The 3,325-nt window shown below is 35.7% G+C and carries 1 protein-coding gene; it reads left to right on the plus strand.

The features are described from left to right. On the plus strand, window positions 1-3,206 hold a 3,206-nt coding region (locus ACFQ0S_RS07245; protein WP_379819073.1), incomplete at its 5' end, for a T9SS type B sorting domain-containing protein. Window positions 3,207-3,325: the final 119 nt, after the last annotated feature.

Below are 3,325 nucleotides of genomic sequence, written 5' to 3' on the forward strand. Positions count from 1 at the left end.
ACTCTACAGGAGTTTTTACAGGATTATCTCCAGATTCTTATGTAGTGACTGTCGTAGATTCAAACACTCCTCCAAGAAAAGTTACTTCTTCAACAATAAACCTTGTAGCTCCTACTGATATTACTTTAATTAGCTCTGCAATGGGTTGTGTATCGCCCAGTTCCCCCGTCACATTAACTGCATCAAACGGCGGTACGACATATGCTTGGACGTCTGTTCCGGTAGTAGCTATATCGAGTACAACTACTACAGCAATTGTATCTCCTGCGGTTAATACGACATATACCGTAACTTCATCAAGAACAATTCTAAATACTAATTTAATCACTAACGGAGGTTTTGAGAGCAGTAATTCGGGATTTTATTCTGACTTTATAAATACTCCATTAAGTGCCAGTTTAACACAATTTGATTATGGTATAACTACTAATCCAAATTTATGGAATCCAGCTTTTATTACTAGTACTGATAGGAGTGGCACTGGGAAGATGTTTGTTGCCAAAGGAGCTACGTTTGCAAATAAAACAATATGGTCTCAAACTATACTAGTAGATAACAGTAAGTCCTACACTTTCGAATTTTTTGCACAAAATGCAGTATCAACCCTTCCTGCAAAATTTAAAGTTTTAATAAATGGGGTACAAATTACACTACCCGTATCTGTCGCAACAAATGCAGGTAGTCCGGGTTGGACAAGAATATTTGGTACTTGGAATTCAGGTACAGCTACTACTGCTAAAATACAAATTATTAATACCAATATTTCGTTACCGGGTAACGACTTTGCAATTGATGATATCTCATTTACAACAACTTCAAAAAATTGTCTTTTATCTAAAACAGTCACTGTAGATGTTACACCAGCTTTAAGTATTACCAATCCCGCATCGGTTTGTACCCCTACAACAGTTAATATTACTTTACCAGCGGTTACATCAGGAAGTACAGGAGGTGGAACCTTATCTTATTGGAGTGACGCAACTGCTACTATTGCTTTAGCTACTCCAACAGCGATAGCTTCAAGTGGTACATATTACATTAAAAGTGTCTCTAGTATTTGTTCGGATATTAAACCCGTTGTGGTTACAATTAATCCTGCCCAAGCATTAAGCATAACCAATCCTGCCGAGGTGTGTTCGCCAGCAACAATTAATATAACTTTAGCAGCGGTTACAGCAGGAAGTACAGGTGGAGGTGTATTATCGTATTGGACCAATGCAACAGCAACCACACCTTTAGCTACACCAACAGCAATAGCAACAAGTGGAACCTATTATATAAAAAGTACCTCAGGAATTTGTTCTGATATAAAGCCGGTAATTATAAAAATAACCACAACTCCTGTTTTGAGTATTACCAATCCTGCCGAGGTATGTTCGCCAGCAACAGTCAATATTGCTTTACCAGCAGTTACAGCAGTAAGTACAGGTGGAGGTACATTAACCTATTGGACCAATGCAACAGCGACCACAGCTTTGGCTACACCAACAGCAATAGCAACAAGTGGAACCTATTATATAAAAAGTACCTTAGGAATTTGTTCTGATATCAAACCAGTAACTGTAACTGTAACGGCAACTCCAGTTTTAAACATTACCAATCCAGCAGCAGTTTGTTCTCCAGCAACAGTTGACATTACTTTACCATCCGTTACATCAGGAAGTACAGGAGGAGGTGTCTTAACCTATTGGACAAATGCCACTGCAACCATATCTTTAGCAACCCCAACAGCAATAACTACTAGCGGTACGTATTACATTAAAAGTGTCTCTAGTATTTGTTCGGATATTAAACCTGTTGTGGTTACTATAAATCCAGCCCAAGTGTTGAACATTACCAATCCAGGTGAGGTATGTTCGCCAGCAACTATTAATATTACTTTACCAGCAGTTACAGCAGGAAGTACAGGTGGAGGTACATTAACCTATTGGACCAATGCAACAGCGACCACAGCTTTGGCTACACCAACAGCAATAGCAACAAGTGGAACCTATTATATAAAAAGTACCTCAGGAATTTGTTCTGATATCAAACCAATAACTTTAACTGTATCTACACCCCCAAACGCAGGAATATTAAGCGGAACTCAAAATGTTTGCTTAGGTTTTTCTCCAACTTTTTCGTCCACATCAAATGGGGGTTCATGGATTTCATCAGATACTGCAATTGCTACAGTAAATTCGACAACTGGCATTGTTACAGGAGTTTCAGTTGGAACGGCTACAATTACATATACAGTTTTAGGGATAGACGGTTGCCCTAATGCATTCGTTTCTCGTGATATTACTTTTAACAATGATACTAATGCTGGACTATTAACAGGAAATACAAAACTATGTCAAGGATTAACGATACCACTTTTATCAAGTATTTCAGGAGGAACTTGGAGTTCGTCTGATAACAATATTGCTACTGTTAATGTTGCAGGAGTAGTAACAGGTGTTTCTGCTGGCTCAGTAACTATAACATATACTATTTCTCCAACTCAAGGACAATGTATTAAGTCTTCTTTTAAAGATATTGAAGTTAATAATAGTATTATTCCAACTTTTAATTCAGTTAATCCAATTTGTTCTGGCGAGGCCATAAATTCTTTGCCACCAATTTCAATAAATGGAATCAAAGGAAATTGGTCACCAATTTTAGACAATTTAACAACAAAAACGTATACTTTTACACCCGATAATGATCAACAATGTGCAATTAAACAAGAATTAACAATAACGGTTAAGGATTTTCCGGAGTTTCAAATTACAGGAGAATGTAATAGTAATAATTATGAATTAAGTATTAATTTGAATTCAAATTTCTCATACAATTGGTTAAACGCGATGAGTGAAAGTATCAGTACAACGAATTCAACTATTGTAACTAAAAACGGTAATTACAGCTTAGAAGTTGTGTCTGATGGCTGTAAAAAAATGAAGGAATATGAAGTTAAAAATGTATCTTGTAATTACCCTAAAGGGATATCTCCTAATAATGATGAATACAATAACTTTTTTGATTTAGAAAATTTTGAAGTAAAACGCCTTCAAATTTATAATAGATATGGACAAGAAGTATATTCAAAAAATAATTACAAAAATGAATGGAGCGGATCAAGTAATGATGGTAAAGAGCTTCCTGACGGAACCTATTTTTATGTAATTACCTTATTAAATAATGACAAACCTGATACCGGATGGGTGTATATAAATAGATAAAAATAACCTTTTTAAATAAAAAAATAATACTACAAAATGAAGAAAATACATATCATAACCCTATTAATATTATTCGCTTTTACCGATATACAAGCGCAACAAGACCCTCACTATACCCA

The organism is Flavobacterium myungsuense (assembly GCF_042677265.1).
GTDB classification, from domain to species: domain Bacteria; phylum Bacteroidota; class Bacteroidia; order Flavobacteriales; family Flavobacteriaceae; genus Flavobacterium; species Flavobacterium myungsuense.